Source organism: Streptomyces sp. NPDC058650 (assembly GCF_042717315.1).
Classification (GTDB): domain Bacteria; phylum Actinomycetota; class Actinomycetes; order Streptomycetales; family Streptomycetaceae; genus Streptomyces.
In genome coordinates this window covers 453,833-469,086 of sequence record NZ_JBHXRL010000003.1, presented here as the reverse complement: position 1 = coordinate 469,086, position 15,254 = coordinate 453,833, and the positions used below count along the sequence as shown (strand labels likewise).

General features: G+C 70.7%; 15 protein-coding genes and 1 pseudogene. 13 read left to right on the top strand and 3 right to left on the bottom strand.

Translation table 11 applies throughout. From position 1 onward, the window contains the following. Window positions 1–236: 236 nt before the first annotated feature. Together ACFWWU_RS08120 and ACFWWU_RS08115 are read left to right on the top strand one after the other, a co-directional pair. Window positions 237–1,433, top strand: coding sequence for an ATP-binding cassette domain-containing protein (locus tag ACFWWU_RS08120; protein ID WP_384140616.1), 1,197 nt, complete (start codon window positions 237–239; stop codon window positions 1,431–1,433). Further along, window positions 1,430–2,302, top strand: coding sequence for an ABC transporter permease (locus ACFWWU_RS08115; protein WP_384140613.1), 873 nt, complete (start codon window positions 1,430–1,432; stop codon window positions 2,300–2,302). The genes ACFWWU_RS08120 and ACFWWU_RS08115 overlap by 4 nt, the downstream gene beginning before the upstream one ends. A gap of 254 nt (window positions 2,303–2,556) precedes the next feature. Here the strand turns inward: ACFWWU_RS08115 and ACFWWU_RS08110 are convergent, their stop codons facing one another. Then, window positions 2,557–3,162, bottom strand: a complete 606-nt coding sequence (locus ACFWWU_RS08110; RefSeq protein ID WP_384140684.1) for a maleylpyruvate isomerase family mycothiol-dependent enzyme — start codon at window positions 3,160–3,162, stop codon at window positions 2,557–2,559. 232 nt (window positions 3,163–3,394) lie between these two features. On the opposite strand from ACFWWU_RS08110, the gene ACFWWU_RS08105 reads away from it, so the two are divergent. From ACFWWU_RS08105 to ACFWWU_RS08090, 4 genes and pseudogenes are all read left to right on the top strand, one after another. Continuing rightward, window positions 3,395–3,760 carry a DUF2089 domain-containing protein gene (locus ACFWWU_RS08105; protein ID WP_384140610.1) on the top strand — a complete coding sequence of 122 codons (366 nt, stop codon included), beginning with the start codon at window positions 3,395–3,397 and terminating at the stop codon, window positions 3,758–3,760. Beyond that, the gene (locus ACFWWU_RS08100) at window positions 3,757–4,017 is read left to right on the top strand and encodes a hypothetical protein (RefSeq protein ID WP_384140607.1); all 261 of its coding nucleotides are present in this window, start codon (window positions 3,757–3,759) and stop codon (window positions 4,015–4,017) included. Before ACFWWU_RS08105 ends, ACFWWU_RS08100 begins: the two co-directional genes overlap by 4 nt. 23 nt (window positions 4,018–4,040) lie before the next feature. After that, on the top strand, window positions 4,041–4,472 hold the full coding sequence (locus ACFWWU_RS08095) for a hypothetical protein (protein ID WP_384140605.1): 432 nt from the start codon (window positions 4,041–4,043) through the stop codon (window positions 4,470–4,472). 36 nt (window positions 4,473–4,508) lie between these two features. Continuing rightward, a pseudogene (locus ACFWWU_RS08090) lies at window positions 4,509–4,670 on the top strand (ABC transporter permease); the annotation flags it as partial. Here the strand turns inward: ACFWWU_RS08090 and ACFWWU_RS08085 are convergent. Then, window positions 4,671–5,438: an alpha/beta fold hydrolase gene (locus tag ACFWWU_RS08085; protein WP_384140603.1), complete on the bottom strand. Its 768-nt coding sequence runs from the start codon at window positions 5,436–5,438 to the stop codon at window positions 4,671–4,673. Window positions 5,439–5,543: 105 nt separating this feature from the next. Between ACFWWU_RS08085 and ACFWWU_RS08080 the strand changes: the two genes are divergently transcribed. From ACFWWU_RS08080 to ACFWWU_RS08065, 4 genes are all read left to right on the top strand, one after another. Then, window positions 5,544–6,089, top strand: coding sequence for a PadR family transcriptional regulator (locus ACFWWU_RS08080; protein ID WP_384140600.1), 546 nt, complete (start codon window positions 5,544–5,546; stop codon window positions 6,087–6,089). Between the two features lie 518 nt (window positions 6,090–6,607). Further along, entirely contained in the window at window positions 6,608–7,621 is a 1,014-nt protein-coding gene (locus ACFWWU_RS08075) for a cupin-like domain-containing protein (protein ID WP_384140597.1), read from the top strand. 42 nt (window positions 7,622–7,663) lie between these two features. Continuing rightward, complete coding sequence (locus ACFWWU_RS08070) at window positions 7,664–8,422, top strand: SDR family NAD(P)-dependent oxidoreductase (protein WP_384140594.1); 759 nt, start codon at window positions 7,664–7,666, stop codon at window positions 8,420–8,422. A gap of 95 nt (window positions 8,423–8,517) precedes the next feature. Beyond that, window positions 8,518–9,678, top strand: coding sequence for an amidinotransferase (locus tag ACFWWU_RS08065; protein WP_384140591.1), 1,161 nt, complete (start codon window positions 8,518–8,520; stop codon window positions 9,676–9,678). Between the two features lie 84 nt (window positions 9,679–9,762). Here ACFWWU_RS08065 and ACFWWU_RS08060 read toward each other — a convergent pair whose 3' ends face one another. After that, a complete protein-coding gene (locus ACFWWU_RS08060; protein WP_384140588.1) occupies window positions 9,763–11,682 on the bottom strand; it encodes a B12-binding domain-containing radical SAM protein in 1,920 nt (639 codons plus the stop codon). A gap of 257 nt (window positions 11,683–11,939) precedes the next feature. Between ACFWWU_RS08060 and ACFWWU_RS08055 the strand changes: the two genes are divergently transcribed. Genes ACFWWU_RS08055 through ACFWWU_RS08045 form a run of 3 tightly spaced genes read left to right on the top strand, consistent with a single transcriptional unit; the run spans window position 11,940 to window position 15,227 of the window. Continuing rightward, window positions 11,940–13,073 (top strand): amidohydrolase family protein, encoded by a 1,134-nt coding sequence (locus ACFWWU_RS08055; RefSeq protein ID WP_384140585.1) that lies wholly within the window; start codon window positions 11,940–11,942, stop codon window positions 13,071–13,073. A 10-nt stretch (window positions 13,074–13,083) separates the two neighbouring features. Beyond that, window positions 13,084–14,343, top strand: a complete 1,260-nt coding sequence (locus tag ACFWWU_RS08050) for a hypothetical protein (RefSeq protein WP_384140582.1) — start codon at window positions 13,084–13,086, stop codon at window positions 14,341–14,343. Between the two features lie 20 nt (window positions 14,344–14,363). After that, window positions 14,364–15,227, top strand: a complete 864-nt coding sequence (locus ACFWWU_RS08045; RefSeq protein ID WP_384140579.1) for a hypothetical protein — start codon at window positions 14,364–14,366, stop codon at window positions 15,225–15,227. Window positions 15,228–15,254 lie beyond the last annotated feature (27 nt).

Sequence of the window (15,254 nt, the reverse complement as noted above, 5' to 3'; positions counted from 1 at the left end):
CCGCCGGTCGCGCGCGCGCTGGGGGTGGGGGCGTCCGCCCCCCGCGGCGGGGGCCCGTCCCCTTAGCCGCGCCGGTGCCTGCATATTTGGGGGCCCCCCCCACCGGGGGGGGGGGGGCCCCGGCCCCCCCGCCGGCCGGAGCGACGGCCTGGTGCGCCGGGGCGCATCAGGCCCCTGCCACGCCACGTACGCCGGGAGGCCGCGGTGGGCGCATCCCTACGAGAGGACCGGACCCCATGCAGCTCCCCGCAGGCGAAGGCGACCTCGCCCCAGCAGCACTCATGACGGCCGCCGCCACCGGCCCCGACGCCATCCAGCACGCCACGCCGCACGCCATCCAGCACGCCACCCCGCACGCCTCCGAGCCCGTCCACGCCATCAGCACGCGCGGCCTGGTCAAGAGCTACCCCGGCCCGCAGGGCACGACCATCCATGCCGTACGCGGCCTGGACCTGGACGTGGCACAAGGCGAGACCTTCGCCTTCCTCGGCCCCAACGGAGCGGGGAAGTCCACCACCATCGCCCTGCTGTGTGCCCTGGCCCGCCCCACCGCCGGTCACGCCACGGTCGCCGGCGCCGACGTGCTCACCCGACCCGACCAGGTACGTCGGCACGTCGGCATGCTCTTCCAGCACAGCACGCTGGACGCGGACTTCACGGCCGACCAGAACCTCCACATCCATGCGCGTCTCTACGGGATGCCCCGCCGCCAAGCCCGCCGGCGAGCCGCGGAGGTGCTCGAGACGGCCGGGCTGACCGACCGGCGACGCGCCCCGGTGCGCACCCTTTCGGGCGGCATGCGGCGACGGCTGGAGATCGCCCGTGCCCTGCTGCACTCCCCCCGGGTGCTGTTCCTCGACGAACCGACGACCGGGCTCGACCCCCACGCCCGCGCCCAGGTCTGGGAGCACCTGCGCGCGCTGCGCGACCGGCACGGCAGCACGCTCTTCGTCACCACCCACTACCTGGAGGAGGCGGAGAACTGCGATCGCATCGGCATCATCGACCGCGGCCGGCTGGTGGCACAGGGAACGCCCCTCGCTCTGAAGGCCGCGATCGGAGACGACCGGGTGGTGCTGCGCACCGGCGACGACTCGACGGCACGGCGGATCGTGCGCGGCATCGCGCCGCCGGACCGTTCCGTCACCGTGGACAGTGGCGGAATCTGCCTGCGGGTGCCGGACGGCAGCGCGTGGATTCCCCGCCTCTGCGCGGCGCTGGAGCACCACGGCATCGCCGTCCACGCCGCTTCCGCGTCCCGGCCCACGCTCGACGACGTCTTCTCCCACCACACCGGCCGCAGCCTGAACACAGCCACGGGGACCGGCCACACGCCGTCCGACCCCACGCCGTGCGACACCACTCCATGCGACTCGACGCCGTCTCACTCGACGCCGTCTCACTCGACGCCGCGAACGGGCGGCGGCCGATGACCACGCCCACCCTGCGGGCCCCGAACGCCCCGGACACCACTCACCACTCCCGCAGCGGACGGCGGGCCCGCCTACGGCACGAACTACGCGCGATCCACGCCCTGGTCTACCGAGACCTCCTGCGTCTGGCCGGCCAGCGCGCCCACACCGCGCTGATGTTGCTCCACCCCGTGCTCTACCTGCTGATCCTCGGGGGCGGACTGGCCGCCCTCATCCCCCGCTCCTCCCTGGGCGTCGGGTACCAGACCTACCTGTTCCCGGGCATGTTGATGATGACGGTGCAGACACCGGCCATCATGGTCGGCATCCGCCTGATCACCGACCGGCAGAGCGGTTACCTGCGCGAACTCCTCATGGCCCCCGTCGGCCGCTCGACCCTCCTCCTGGGCAACTGCGCCGGCGGCACGCTGACCGCCACGGCCCAGGGGGCCGTACTGCTCGGCCTCGCCGGCACGGTCGGTCTGCCCTACGACCCGCTCCTCCTGGCCACGCTCCTCGCCGGCATGATCCTGGCGTCCTTCACGATCACCGCCCTGGCGCTGGCCCTGGCCGTGACGCTCCGCCGGGCCGAAACGTTCCACACGCTCCTCGGCGTGGTGATGATGCCGCTGTTGTTCCTCTCCGGCGGCTTCTTCCCCCTGGACAGCCTGCCCGGCTGGGCCCACACACTCGCCAACGCCAACCCTCTCGCGTACGCGGTGGACCTCCTCCGCCGCTGCATCGCCCCTCACGTACCCGCTCGGCATGCCACCCCCGGCATCGAATGGGCCGGCTGGCAACCCCCGCTCCTCCTCGAAGCCGCCGTCCTCCTGACGAGCGGCGCCCTCGCCCTGCTGTGGGCCACACGGCGTTTCAACCGCCCGGAATGACCCAACGGCCCCGAGCGGGTCGGCCTTCCGCCCCGGGAGCTTCGGGAGTGCCCGGAACTCTCCCGCGTCCGGCACCGCCACCCGGCGCGCGGGCGCACCCGGCCGCACGGTCAGCACCAGTGTCCTCGGCCCGTTCTGGGCGGAGCACCGAATCTTCTGACCACGGGCCGACGACACCTCAGAGCAGAGCATCCGGGGCCGTCCGTCCGGGGGACCACCGCTGACCGGGCAGAGGACGTGCGAGGACCGCGGCGTCAGCCGGCCGCCGCCAGCGTGGCGACCCCCGGCCCGGTGAGGTCGCCCAGCGCCACCCGGCGCCCGGACACGGCCAGGAGCAGGGAGAGCGCGGGGCCGCTCGCCTCCGGGCCGGTCCCGACCGTCAGGTCGGCGTCCGTCGCCGTGAGCCGGACGCGCGTCATCAGCTCCTTGGCACCGCCGAACGAAGCCGGGGTACGCGTCTGCAGGCGGAGTGACCTGGCCACGGACTCCGGCGGGTAGGTGCGGGTGAGGCCCAGGGGACGCCGGATGTCCTCACCGTGGACGACCTCCTCGACGAGCCGGCTGTCGAGCGGCGCCGGCGGGGTCGATGTCCGCGCGGCCACCCGGCGAAGCCGCTCCAGGGTCTCCTGCGGTGTCGTCCCGCGCTCGCGCGCCACACCTGCGGAGTTCTGGCGGTCGAAGTCGAACCGCGCCCGGGCGAGGCCGAGCACGAAGCCCAGGCGGGTCGTCCGGTACGTGTCGACCAGATGGGCGACCACGTCGTGGACCGTCCACCCGTCACAGAGCGAGGGTTGCTCCCACTGCCGGTCATCGAGGCGCGCGAGGTCCTCGATGAGCGCCGCACGCTCCGCATGGACCATCGACCAGACGTCTTCCGTCACGACTTCTCCTTCGTCGGTCACAGTGTGCGCCAAGGGGACCGCGGGACCAGCGAGAACTCATCGCTCACCTCCCACCGGCAGCGCGGCGAGCAGTCGAAGACCAGCCAATCGACGGCTGAATTGAGAATATTAACGCCGCCGCGTTGTCGCCTTAAGAATCTCAATGTACAAATGAACAACAGGCTCGACATCGAGAGTAAGGGAGCCGAGCGTGGACTGGCAGGAACTGACGGACCTGACGCAAGGCCAGCCGTTCGTGGTCGAGCGGGTCCGTCTCGCCGGCAGCGGGATCGCGGTCGAGGGGCAGTTCGAGCCGCCTCAGCTGGCCCAGCTCGGCATCGACGACCAGGTGTTCGTCGCCGCCTTCGTACGGTCGCACGGTTCGATCAAGGAGATGGAACGGATCTTCGGCGTGAGCTACCCGACGATCAAGTCCCGGCTGAAGCGGATCGCCGAGCACCTCGACTTCGTCGACACCGACCCCGCACCCACCCGCGCCGCCGACATCGTGGACCGCCTGCGGCGAGGGGACATCAGCGCCCAGGAGGCGCTGGCCGAGCTGGAGGAGACCCGATGATCCCGCAGCTGGTGACGGTGCGCTACCGCCGCCCCGGTGGCCGCCTGAGGCGGCTGTACGTCCCGGTGCTGCCGGTGGCGCTCGTGCTGTCACCGTTACTGCTGCTCGCCGCGCTGTCCGGACTGATCGCCTGCTTCGCCACTCGGGTCGACCCCGTGGGCGCGCTGCGCGGCACCGGGCGACTGCTGTGGGCGCTGCCCGGCACCCTGTTCGAGATCGAGCAGGGCCGAACGGCCGTACTCGTAAGCGTCAAATGAGGCAGAAGAGCGAGGAGTTCCCCATGAACGAGCAGCGCCGACAGGTCCTGCAGATGCTGGCCGAGGGCACCATCACCGCCGACGAGGCCGAGCGGCTGATCGACGCCCTCGAACGAGACCAGCCCGAGCCGCCGCCGGGCGCCTCGTCTCCTCCGAAAGCGCGCCCCAAGTACTTGCGCGTAGTGGTGGACGCGGCGGACGAAACCGGCGGCGACGGGGCGAGCCGCGTCAACATCCGGGTTCCGCTCCAGCTGCTGCGCGCCGGCGTCCGGCTCACCAGCCTTCTCCCTCCGCAGGCGGTCGCCAAGGTCAACGCGGAGCTGCACAGGTCAGGCGTACCGATCGACCTCACCGAGCTCAAGCCGCAGCACCTTGAGGAGCTCATCGAGCACCTCGACGACATAGTCGTCGACGTCGAGGACCCCGACGCCAAGGTGCAAGTGTTCTGCGAGTGACAGCGCGACGGCGCCGATCGCCCGCCCGGGCCAGACGGGCGGGCGGGCGGCGGCGTCCCGCAGTCGATCGCCGGCGTGGTCCTCGTCGGCGCCGTCGGCGTGGCCATCGGCTTCCGGTCCGACGACGTCACGGCTTGGGAACGGTCGGCGGCGTTCGGGCTCCTCGCGTTGTTCGCCCCGGCGCTCACGTGGACGGCGTCAGCCGCCGTTCAGGGCGGAGGCGGTCGCGTGCGCGAACGCCTCGGGGTTGTCGAACATGATGTTGTGGCCGCAGTCCGGGATCGCCCGTACGGTGACGCCCGAGGCCCGCAGTCCCGCCGCGTCGGCCGGCTCGCCGTCGGCCTCCGGGTGCAGGCACGTGCGGGGGACCGACAGGCCCGCCAGATGCTCACGCAGGGAGGGGGCGGTTCCCCGAGCCCGATGGACCGTCGTGCGGTACAGGGCCTCGCGTCCCGCAAGGCGCATCGTGGACCACCAGAACGGACCGACCCGCTCCTCGGTCCGCTGCCAGCCGTCGGTCAGGAACTCCTCCTCCGTGTAGGCCGTGATGCCGCTGCCGGCGTGCGCGGGAACCGGCGGGGCCGGATCCAGGACGGCGTCCACGAGGACCAGATGCGCGACCAGTCGCGGATGCCGGGCCGCGAGCAGGATCGCCACCGCCCCGCCCAGACTGTGCGCGACGACCTCGGCGGCCGTCACGTCGGCGGCCTCCAGGGCCGCCGCCACGGCGTCGGCGTGCGCCTCCAGCGTGTACGTGAAGTCCGTGGGCCGGTCGCTGATGCCGAAGCCCAGCAGGTCGAGCAGCAGTGAACGGCGGCCGGTCAGCAGCGGGTGCGCGGCAGCGGCGGCCCAGTACACCGGCGAGGTGGCTCCGAGTCCGTGCAGGTAGAGCCTGGTGGGCTCGGTGCCCGGGATCTCCACCCATCGGATCCGGTCGCCGTTCGGGGTCACGGGGGCATGGCGCATGGCCGACTCCTTGCTCGTGGGATGACACGAAGACAATACCTCGACATCGAGGTATCGCGTACTCGATATATCTCGGCCGCATAGAAGATCTGACACCATGGGCCCATGCTCAAGCTCGCGATCCTCGGGTTCCTCAGGGACCGGCCCATGCACGGCTACGAACTGCGCCGGCACCTGTCCGCACTGACCGGCCACATCCGTCCGCTCAGTGACGGCACCCTCTATCCGGCGATCAAGCGCCTCGAAGCCGACGGCCTGCTCGTCCGCGAGACCGAGCCCGGATCGACCGCCGCACCCCGGCACACCCTGCACCTCACCCCCGCCGGGCGGACGGCGCTGCTCGAACGGCTGCGCACGCCCGAGCCGCTGGACGTCAGCGACGAGAACCGCTGGTTCACCGTGCTGGCCTTCCTCCGCCACCTCGACGACCCCGCCGAGCAGGCCGCCGTGCTCCGCCGCCGGCTCGCCTTCCTCGAAGAGCCCGCCAGCTTCTTCTACGACGAGACACGGCCGCTTGGCGCCGAGGAGATCACCGACCCGTTCCGCAGCGGCATCCTGCTGATCGCCCGGGCGACGTCCCGGGCCGAACTCGCCTGGCTGCACGACATGATCGCCGCTCTGGACACCCGACCGGGCCCGCCGACGCCGTAACAAGCGCGCCGAGACGCGGAGCAGTGCAGGCCAACGCCGCGGCAGGAGGGTGGATCTCCTTCCGCCCGAGAGCCGAAGGAGATCGTGGAACTGCTGTAGCAGCAGGTCACCTCAGCGGCGCCTGTCAAGGGCATCACACTCAGCCGGATTCATCGGCGTCCCGGACGGGGCGGGTGGGACGCGCGGTGCCGGAGTGAGGTGGAGAGGACGGGAAAGGGGCGGATTTCACACACAGCGGGATCGGGGGCCACACGGGGGTTCCCCCTGGGCTCCCTGCGCGGGAGGCCGCCCGGAGCCTCAGCCGGGATGGCCAGTTGGCGCTGGTCCCGGCGTGACTTGCCCCTGGCCGGAAACCGGACGCGGGTCCCCGCCAAGGCGATCGTTCCCCTAGGCAACGTCGCTGCCGTCGCTTACCAAGGAGGGAACTATGCCCGGCGAGGACCGATCGACGGAGGTGTCCGGTTGCCCGGTCGAGGAGTGGGACGGCCGTATCGAGCACGCGCGGATGGTGAGGCGTCATGAGTCGACTCGAGCGAGCGCCGAACAGCCCGGAGACGCCCGACGACGAGGTGACGCCGGAACACCGGATGCGGGCGGCCGGAATGACCGTGCTGCCGGTGCCGCGGATCGCCTCCGGCGATCCGTACGCCCTGCGCCGTGCTGTCGCCGACCGCTCCGGGCCCGTGCTGTGCACCGGACTCATGGAGGGCTGGCGCGCACGCGACGCGTGGAACCCGGCCGAGCTTCGCGGCCGCCACGGTGAGCGGCGGGTGACCGCCCTGGTCGACCTGCCGGACACGGGCGTGCTCTTCCCCCAGGACCAGCACCTCTACGAGAAGCAGCTCAGCTTCGCCGCGTTCGTGGAGACCATGCTGGCGGCCACGCCGTCCGCGCCCTGCTATCTCGCCTACCAGCGCGCCCACGAGATCTTCGACCCCGCCGACTACGACTTCGGCTCCCTCGTCCCGCCCGACGGGCGGCACGGCACGGACACCCGGGTGTGGATCGGCTCGGCCGGTACGCGCTCCATGCTGCACTCCGACCTCAAGGACAATCTGTTCTGCCAGGTCTGGGGCGAGAAGGACGTCACCCTGCTGGCGTGGCAGGACAGCAGGGCCGCCTACCCCTTTCCCGACAATCTGGTGAACAGCCAGGTGGACCTCGGGGCCCCGGATCTGCAGCGGTTCCCCCTCCTCGGTCGGGCCCGCTTCCACCATGTACGGATGGGCCCGGGCGATCTGCTGTACATCCCGCGCGGGTGCTGGCACGACATCCGCTCACGCACCGCGTCCGTATCGATCAACCACTGGTTCGGGGAGCCGCTGGGACTCGCCCGGTACCTCCGGCTGCTCGCCGTTCTCGGGCCCGGCTACTGGATGAGCACCGCCCGCGACTTCGTCGTGCACGGACTGCTGCGCCGCGAGGAGTCCACCCGCTTCTTCTTCAGCCCGGCGTCCACCGGCAAGCGGCTGTACGACGCGCTGCGCTCGGGGAACTTCTCCCAGGACAACGACCCCAGTGCCACCCGGTAGTACGACGTGACACGACGAGAATCGACGAGAAGAGGGGCCCGCATGCCGGCTACGGACCGGCCACGCCGTGTGGTGGTCACCGGAGGGGGCTCGGGCATCGGCACGGCGATCGCCCGGCGCTTCGTACGGGACGGGGACCGGGTGTGCGTCATCGACAGCGACCCCGCCGGGCTCGCGGCGCTCGCCGGCACCGATCCCCGGGTGCGGCCGCTGCTCCACGCGGACGTGGCCGAGGAGGACGCGGTGACCGAGGCCTTCGCCACCCTGGACAAGGAGTGGGGCGGGGTCGACGTGCTGTGCAACAACGCGGGGATCAGCATCCGCAGCCCCTTCCTCGACACCACGCTCGCCGCATGGGAGCGCACCCTGAGCGTCAATCTCACCGGCGTGTTCCTGGTCGCGCGGGAAGCCGCCCGCCGCATGGCCGACGCGGGCGGCGGAGTGATCGTCAACACCGCCTCCGTCAGCGGCATGGTCGGCATGCCCCACTACGCCGCGTACAACGCCAGCAAGGCCGGCGTCATCGAACTCACTCGCACCATGGCACTGGAACTGGCGCCCCACACCAGGGTGAACGCGATATGCCCCGGCTACGTGCTGACGCCCATGCAGCGGGCCGAGTACAGCGAGCGGCAGCTCGCCGAGCAGGCCGGGGTCGTCCCGCTGCAACGCCTGGGCGCACCCGAGGAGATCGCCTCACTGGTGCACTATCTCGCCTCCCCCGACGCCGCGTTCGTCACCGGTCAGTCCTTCGTGATCGACGGTGGTGAGACGGCGGGAGGACTGGCCAGCGCGCGCTAGACACGTAGCGGCGTGGACCCCGCACAGCTCTGCACCCGCGGCGCCCTCCGCACGGGGCGCCGCGCTTCCCCCTGCGAAAGCCTACGGAGGAACAGTTGGAACGGGAACGGACACGAACGTCGGCCGACTCGACCCGCCACGCTACCGGCACGCCCGGCGAGGAGGTCGACCTGTCCGCCGTGGCGCTCAACTCGTACACCGAGTGGGATCCGCTGCGCGAGGTCGTCGTGGGCTCTCTCTCCGGCGGGGTGTTCCCCGACTGGCAGGAGTCCATGGCGCACACGTTGCCCGAATCGGCGTGGCGCAACAGCAAGGAGGAGGGTGGGCTGCCGTTCCCTGCCGCCCACCTCAAGGCGGCCGAGGAGGAACTGGACGCACTGGCCGAGGTCCTGGAGGCCGAGGGCATCAGCGTGGCGCGGCCCGACGCGGTCAACCACGCGCGGCCGTTCCGGACTCCGCACTGGGACTCCGCGGGCGGCCTGTACGCGGGCATGCCCCGGGACCTGCTGATGGTCGTTGGCGACGCCGTCATCGAGGCACCGATGTCCTGGCGGTGCCGGTACCACGAAGGGGACGCCTTCCGGACGCTCCTCAAGTCCTGGTTCCGGCGCGGGGCCCGCTGGATGCCGGCGCCCCGGCCGCAGTTGACGGACGAGCTGTACCGGATGCCCGGCGGCGCGGCCTCTCCCGACGGGGAGCGCTGGGCCGTCACCGAGTTCGAGCCGGTCTTCGACGCCGCCGACTTCCTCCGGTTCGGCCAGGACATCGTCGTACAGCGCAGTCATGTCACCAACGACTTCGGCATCGACTGGGTCCGGCGGGCCCTGGGGCCGGAGTTCACCGTCTCGGTCATCGAGACCGACGACCCGCACGCCATGCACATCGACGCCACCCTCGCCCCGCTGGCCCCGGGGAAGCTGCTGGTGAATCCCGAACGGTACGTCCCCCACGCGTTGTTCGAGGGATGGGAGATCCTGCCGGCGCCCGCTCCGACGCTGCCGTCGGACTGGCCGATGTACTTCTGCAGCCCATGGGTGAGCATGAACGTGCTGTCCCTGGATCCGGAGACCGTCGTCGTGGAGCGCCAGGAGCAGCCGCTCATCGACGCCCTGACCGCCTGGGGCTTCCGGTGCGTGCCGGTGGACTTCCGGCACGTCTACAGCTTCGGCGGATCGTTCCACTGCGTGACCCTCGACACCGTGCGCGACGGGGGGCCGGCCAAGTACCTGAGTGAGACGAAGAGTTCGATGCAGTAGACGAGCCTCGGAGGTAGCCGCGGGGCCGCCGTCCCGGCGGTGGCGAGGGTCCTACCCTCGCCACCGGCCGTCGGCCGGCCGTGCTCAGGCCGGGAACAGCAGGCGCGCGTAGTCCGGGCGCAGCACGACGTTGTTGTCGTACACGCAGTACTCCACGGCCAGGAGCGGGACCGTCCCGTCTCCGGGTTCCGTCAGCTCCTCCACGGCGCGCGTCAGGTCCTCGGCGGAGTCGAACCGGCGCGCCAGGGCGGCGTGGACGTCGTACGGGCTCCAGCTCGGCCCGTCGTCCCAGTAGCCGGGCAGCCCGATCGCCTCGAACACGGCCCGCGTCCGGTCCGGAAGGGTGCTCACGACCAGCTCGACAAGGGAGCGTACGAGGTCGGCGGAGGGAGCGCCGGGGGGATCGGCCAGGATGCGCCGGAGCAGGTCCTCGGCGCCTGCCGCGTCCGGCGGCGCGAGGGTGCCGAGGTCGAGCCGGCGGGCGAGGAAGGCCCGCCAGTCGCGCCGTGTGCGGTAGGCCCGGGAGAGGAACGTCTCCTCGACGTACGCGAAGAACTCGTCGACCGCCCGATGGCCGCCCAGCTCCTCCACGAGCGCCGGCGGGTAGCTGAACGTGGGGTAGAGCAGGTCGACTTCGGGCAGCCGGCCCCGGGGGCTCATGGAGTACGTGGAGTCCGCCGAGTCGCCGATCAGTCCGTCGCCGAGGTCGAACACACGCGTGGCGCGGGTGATCAGGGAGTCGTCGAAGCGCTCCCCCAGACGCAGTTCGTTGATCGCGTGGAGGGTGGTCGAGACGGTTTCGGCGGTGGCGTAGGAGTTGCCGAGGAACATGTCGAGGCGCCTGGGCGGTACGGGCTCGCCGCGCTCGCGCAGGAACCTCTCCTCCTCCTCCAGCCAGTACACCTGGGCCTGTACGGCGTGCCGGGCCCGGTAGGGCACGCGCGTCCGCTTCAGGTTCTCGTCGTGGTAGGACGCGAACTGGTTCCAGCTGGGTTCGAAACGGGAGTCGAGCAGCATCCGGATCTCGTCGCGGTCCAGGGCCGGGTTGGGCAGCAGGTAGCAGGTCCAGCCGACGGGCGTGGCACGGCCGTGGTTGAGCTTCCGCATGCGCTCGGCCATCTCGAACAGCAGCGCGTTGCTGCCGATGTTGATCTCGGAGCAGACCAGCCAGACCCGGCTCACACCGCGATCGGCCAGGAAGGTGATGTCGGCCATCACCACGTCGAGGTCCCGGATCCGGTGCTGCCGGCCTTTGACCACCGGCTCGGTACAGAAGTAGCAGCGGTACGGGCAGCCGCGCTGGATCTCCACGGGGACGTGGACGGCGTCCGGGCCGGTGAGTCTGTCCGGGCCGTAGAAGGCGAGGAGGTCGTCCAGGACGGCGTCGGAGTACTCGGTGTGGTCCGCGGGAGGCAGGAACACGCGGGCGCCGATGACGTATTCGCCGTCGTCGGCCGAGGGGTGGGCCAGGTTCGCGATGCCGTCCAGGTTCCGGTGGGCGAGGACGTCGTCGAGGCGGGCCATGACCTCGTCCGGCTCGCCGACCACCCCGAAGTCGGGGCGCAGCCTCCTCAGCAGTGCCCGCGCCTGTGTGGAGAAGCCGAATCCTCCGACCATGACGGGGGTGTCCGACAACGACCGCAGCAGTGCCATGAGTTCTTCGGTGTCGTCTACCGGCCAATAGCTGTTGCGCACGACCTCCGGCGCGCCCGGCAGGGCGTCCTCGGCGTAGTTCCAGATGAAGATGGAGTCCACCTGACGCAGGTGGACCCCGATGAGACGGGGCCTGGAGCGGTCCAGGGTCCGGCGCAGCACGTCTTCCCAGCGGTGCTTGGGCGTGTGCAGCAGGTCGAGCCGCTCGACCGTCAGACCGTGCCGTGCGGCGATCGCCGAGACCTGCACGAACGCGTAGGGATAGATGGGCAGCGCCGGGTAGTTCGAGGCGCTGAGGAGGAGCAGGTCCGTGCTGGTCCTCGGACCAGCCTCCGAGCTGTCGACCGACATACGTCGCCGTCCTTCGGGGCGTGAGGTGGCTCTGCCGGGATGGCCGATCGGGAGGTACCAGGCGTACCGAAGGGCCGTGACCCGTCACAAGAGGCGGGTCCCGGACAGGTTGTCCGTATCCCCTCGCCCCGCCGCGCGTCGGGGGTGTCCGGATCGCGACTCCCCGCGAGGGGTCGTCCTTGACTGGTCGTCAGAGGACTCCACAATCGACCAGGACGCTCGCTGTCGCCCTCCGTCCCCGACGCAGGAGTGGATGCATGGCCTTACCTGTCATCTCAGCGGACTCACACGTCGTGGAGCCCGTCCGACTGTGGTCCGAACGCCTCGAACGCAAGTACCAGGAGAGAGCGCCGCGGGTGCACTGGGACACCGAGCGCCTCGGGTGGTTCTTCACGTGCGACGGACTGCAGCCCGCGCTGATCAACTCGCTGTACGCGACGGACAAGTCGCCCGAGGAGTTCGCCGACGCACTGCACTCGGGCGCCGAGGCGGCCCGGGCCGGCGGCAATGATCCGGTCGCGCGGACGAAGGACATGGCCCAGGACGGGGTGGCCGCGGAGGTCCTCTATCCGAGCCTGGCCATGAGCCTGTTCTGGCTGGGGGACGCCGCGTTCCAGCGGGCCTGCTTCCGCGCCTACAACGACTGGCTCGCAGAGTTCACGGCCCACGCCCCGGACCGGCTCGCCGGCCTCGGTCTGATCTCGCTGTGGGACGTGGACGAAGCCGTCAAGGAGTTGAGGCGGTGCCGCGCCATGGGTCTCAGGGGGGCCGCCGTCTGGGCTTCCCCGGCGCCGGAAAGGGACTTCACGACAGACGCCAACGACCGCTTCTGGCAAGAGGCCCAGGAGCTCGGGATGCCGGTCTCCATGCACTGCCTGACCGGGTATCGGGACAGCCCCAGGCTGTTCGACTACAGCACACCGCTGGGACGGATCCAGCGGAACATGGGCTATCCCGAGGAGATCCAGCACTCGCTCACCGACCTGATCTTCTCCGGCGTACTGGAACGCTTCCCGCGCCTCCAGCTCGTGCTCGCGGAGAACGACATCGGCTGGGTGGGCTACCACCTGCTGCACGCCGACCGCATCTACGACAAGCTCGGCCCCGTCCTGCACTCCACCCTCACCATGCCGCCCGGCGAGTACTTCCGCCGCCAGGTCCACGCCACCTTCACCGACGACGAGGTGGGCATCGCCACGATGCCCCTGCTCGGCTCGGGAAACTTCCTGTGGGGCAGCGACTACCCGCATTACGAGGGCAGTTGGCCGCACTCCCAGGAGCTCCTCGCCCGCTCCTTCCGGAACACCCCGGACGACGACCGCGACCAGGTGGTGTCCCGCAACTGCGCGCGGCTGTACGGGTTCGACCTGGAGACCCTGGCCAACGACTGAAGGAGTCCGGATGGGCGAGCAGACCTCCCACCGCTGGTACCGGTACGTCGACGAGGACATCGAGAGCAGGACGGGGACGACGGTCGGCTTCACCAACCTGATCGCGGACCGGCCCTACCCCCTGGACGACCGGATGCTCCAGGGCTTCATCGCACGGAACGAGCTGATCCGTACCTACCAGCGGATCACCCGCGACCTGTTCATGGCCGCCGTGCGCGGCGAGGAAGACCCCGCCATCGCGGGCACCCTACTCGACGGGCAGCCACCCGAGCGCGGCTTCGAGTACCACAGGCAACTGACCGAGCGTCACCTCGCCCTGCCGGTCTACTTCCGTACGGACGAGGCCGCCCCCGGTGCGATCGCCGAGATTCAGTGCCCGGCCTCCGGCTGGGAAATCGCCGATCAAGTGCACGCTCTGTACCGGGAGTTCCCCGCCGACTTCGGCACTCCGGCCCACCGGCTCGGTTCGCTCATCGACGGGCTCGCCACCTCGCTGCACGACCGGCTCGGGCCGGATCCCGTCGCGCACCACCTCACCAACAACGCCTCCCGGCCGCACGGCGTCCACTACACGGTGCAGCGGCTGCGCGAGGCCGGCATCCGGCACTTCGGCTGGGACCCGGTCCACTGGAAGGACTGCGGTTTCGTCAGGGCCCACGAGTTCTACGACCTGCGCTACAACGGGTTCTTCGACCAGTGGATGGAGGAGTGCGAGAAGGGAGAGCTCCTCTTCGACCATCCCCCGACCCCGCTGTACGACGCCAAGGTGACCATGGCGTGGCCCTTCTGGGAGAAGACCCGGCACCATTACCCGGACGAGATCCGCGGCCTCTTCCCGCACACCGAGATCGTCACCCCCGACGGGTTCCACCTGCCGGACGGCTCCTGGATCAGCCTGGACGACTACTGCGCCCTGGGCGAGCGCAAGCGCACGTACTACTTCAAGTTCGGCGGGCACCACCCGACGCTCAACTGGGGCAGCCGCGCCGTGTACTACTCCGGCAGCTTCAGCAGGGTGGCCCTGCGGCAGTTGTTCGACCGCATCCTCGCCGACACCGCGGCCGGGCACCTCTGGGTGGCACAGGAGGCACGGATGCACCCCGAGCCGGCCACCGCGGTGACCAGGGAGGGGACCGAGCTGAAGCTGGACGCGTACACCAAGTTCAGCGCCTTCTACACCCCCGAAGGGCTGGTCGGGGTGCTGGCCATGCAGGAGCGGTTCCGCAAGGTCCACGGCTCGCCGCAGACCGTGGTGAGCATCGCGTACTGACACCCGGAAGAGGTGTGGCCATGGCCGACAGGCCCTCTCCCGTCAGGCTGACCGGAGACGTTCGACCCCCGGACTACTTCCACTTCGTGGAGCGGGACGAGATCGACTGGGAGGTGTGGACCGACGTTCTGAAGGGGAGGGTCGCCGGCGCGGTCTTCCGCGGGGTGATGCCGCCGGACGTGTGCGAACGGATCCGCCGGAACTTCTGGAGCAGCCCGATCCTCGAACGGCCCGCGGCCGGTACCTCCCGGAACGGCCACACGTGCGGCGCGCCTCTCCTCGGATCGACCGGCCTGGATCAGTACCTGGAGGTGGCGGAGCAGGCCCGAGCCGCCATCGACGACCTCTTCGCCGACACGGGCGACCGCGCCGTCCCGGCCCTGCTCGGCCTCTACCGGGAGCACTTGGAGAGGCAGGGCGTGCGATTCCGGCTCGCCGAACACCGGGGCCGGCGGGCTGGTTCGTTCAAGATGCGCTCGCGGGAGAACTCCGGGCCGTTCCAGCTCGCACCGCACGACGACGCCGAACCCCTCCGCCACGCACCGCACCTCGACGGGTTCGAGGTGCAGCGCGCGGAGCACATCTGCGGCGCCGTCGCCTGCGTGGAGAACGGGCCGGGCGGCGATCTGGTGGTCTGGAACATCTCCCCGGACCCGGAGAGCCGTCGGGCGCTGGGCTTCGGGTACGACAGCAAGGGGTACCCGGTGGAGTCGCTCGACGCCTTCCCGAAGCTGACGGTGCCGGTCAGCGCGGGCGACATCGTCGTCTTCGACGTGGGCAACGTCCACGCGGTCGGGCGGAAGGAGCAGGACGGCACGTACCGCTCCACCATCCAGTGGAACATGTCCTTCCTCGACGCCACCACGGTCCTGCAGTGGTCATGACGGCCGCGACTGCCGGATCCGAGACAG

Bases quoted from the DNA above. Each gene is read 5' to 3' on its own strand.
- ACFWWU_RS08045 (WP_384140579.1), top strand. From the start codon at position 14,364: ATGGCCGACAGGCCCTCTCCCGTCAGGCTGACCGGAGACGTTCGACCC.
- ACFWWU_RS08055 (WP_384140585.1), top strand. From the start codon at position 11,940: ATGGCCTTACCTGTCATCTCAGCGGACTCACACGTCGTGGAGCCCGTC.
- ACFWWU_RS08095 (WP_384140605.1), top strand. From the start codon at position 4,041: ATGAACGAGCAGCGCCGACAGGTCCTGCAGATGCTGGCCGAGGGCACC.
- ACFWWU_RS08115 (WP_384140613.1), top strand. From the start codon at position 1,430: ATGACCACGCCCACCCTGCGGGCCCCGAACGCCCCGGACACCACTCAC.
- ACFWWU_RS08070 (WP_384140594.1), top strand. From the start codon at position 7,664: ATGCCGGCTACGGACCGGCCACGCCGTGTGGTGGTCACCGGAGGGGGC.
- ACFWWU_RS08085 (WP_384140603.1), bottom strand. From the start codon at position 5,438: ATGCGCCATGCCCCCGTGACCCCGAACGGCGACCGGATCCGATGGGTG.
- ACFWWU_RS08120 (WP_384140616.1), top strand. From the start codon at position 237: ATGCAGCTCCCCGCAGGCGAAGGCGACCTCGCCCCAGCAGCACTCATG.
- ACFWWU_RS08080 (WP_384140600.1), top strand. From the start codon at position 5,544: ATGCTCAAGCTCGCGATCCTCGGGTTCCTCAGGGACCGGCCCATGCAC.
- ACFWWU_RS08110 (WP_384140684.1), bottom strand. From the start codon at position 3,162: ATGGTCCATGCGGAGCGTGCGGCGCTCATCGAGGACCTCGCGCGCCTC.
- ACFWWU_RS08050 (WP_384140582.1), top strand. From the start codon at position 13,084: ATGGGCGAGCAGACCTCCCACCGCTGGTACCGGTACGTCGACGAGGAC.
- ACFWWU_RS08060 (WP_384140588.1), bottom strand. From the start codon at position 11,682: ATGTCGGTCGACAGCTCGGAGGCTGGTCCGAGGACCAGCACGGACCTG.
- ACFWWU_RS08075 (WP_384140597.1), top strand. From the start codon at position 6,608: ATGAGTCGACTCGAGCGAGCGCCGAACAGCCCGGAGACGCCCGACGAC.
- ACFWWU_RS08100 (WP_384140607.1), top strand. From the start codon at position 3,757: ATGATCCCGCAGCTGGTGACGGTGCGCTACCGCCGCCCCGGTGGCCGC.